Source organism: Methylomonas sp. LWB, assembly GCF_001856095.1.
Classification (GTDB): domain Bacteria; phylum Pseudomonadota; class Gammaproteobacteria; order Methylococcales; family Methylomonadaceae; genus Methylomonas; species Methylomonas koyamae_A.
The window spans coordinates 1-866 of the sequence record NZ_MKMC01000079.1 but is presented as its reverse complement, the minus strand read 5'-3'; the positions used below and the strand labels follow the sequence as shown (position 1 = coordinate 866).

Genomic DNA, 866 nt, shown 5'->3' with positions numbered 1-866 from the left:
GGCGCGGGCCAATCCGGCCCAGCGCGACCTGTTCCTGAACGAAGCCGAAGTGTTGGCGCCGAACGGTGCTCCAATCGCCGAGGAAGCCACGCCCGAAGCGGTCGAGGTGGCCGGTCACCGCCGCAAGAAACGCGGTCGCAAACCGCTCGATCCGCATCTGCCGCGTGAGATCGTGCGCCATGAATTAGCGGAAGCCGAACGCATCTGTGCGCATGACGGTACTCGTCTGGTGGAAATCGGCGCTGAAATCAGCGAGCAGCTCGACATCGTGCCGCAACAGGTGCGAGTCATTCAACATCACCGCGTCAAATATGCCTGCCCGTGCTGCGATGAAAGCATTCGCGTGACGCCGGCACCGGTTCGCATCATCCCCAAAGGCTTACTCACCGAAACGGCATTAGCCTGGGTCGTCACCGCCAAATACCAGGATAGCCTGCCGCTGTATCGGCAAGCCGCGCTGTTGAGCCGTTTCGGCGGCGATCTGTCGCGCAACACGCTGGCGGCCAGCATGGTGCGGGTTGGCGACGCAGTGCAACCCATCATCAACTTGCTGCGCGACCATCTGCTCGATGCCGATCTGATCCTGGGCGACGAAACCGTGGTTCAAGTGCTCAAAGAATCCGGCCGAGCCGCGCAAAGCAAAAGCTATCTGTGGGCACAAATGACCGGCTCCGGACCGCCGATTCGGCTGTTCAGCTACACGCCGGGGCGCGGCGGAACGCATGCGCAGCCGTTGTATGAAGGCATCAAACCCGGCGCGGTACTGATGAGCGACGGCTATGAGGTGTATAACGCCATTGCCGCCAGCCGGGGTGCGATTCACCTCGGCTGTTGGGCGCATGCGCGGCGTTATTTTGTCGAGGCCG

At 62.2% G+C, this 866-nt stretch carries 1 protein-coding gene; it reads left to right on the top strand.

Annotated features, from left to right (window positions below; translation table 11 throughout):
* Nucleotides 1-866, top strand: an 866-nt coding sequence (locus BJL95_RS21690) for an IS66 family transposase (RefSeq protein WP_139306377.1), incomplete at both ends; no start/stop codon positions are given.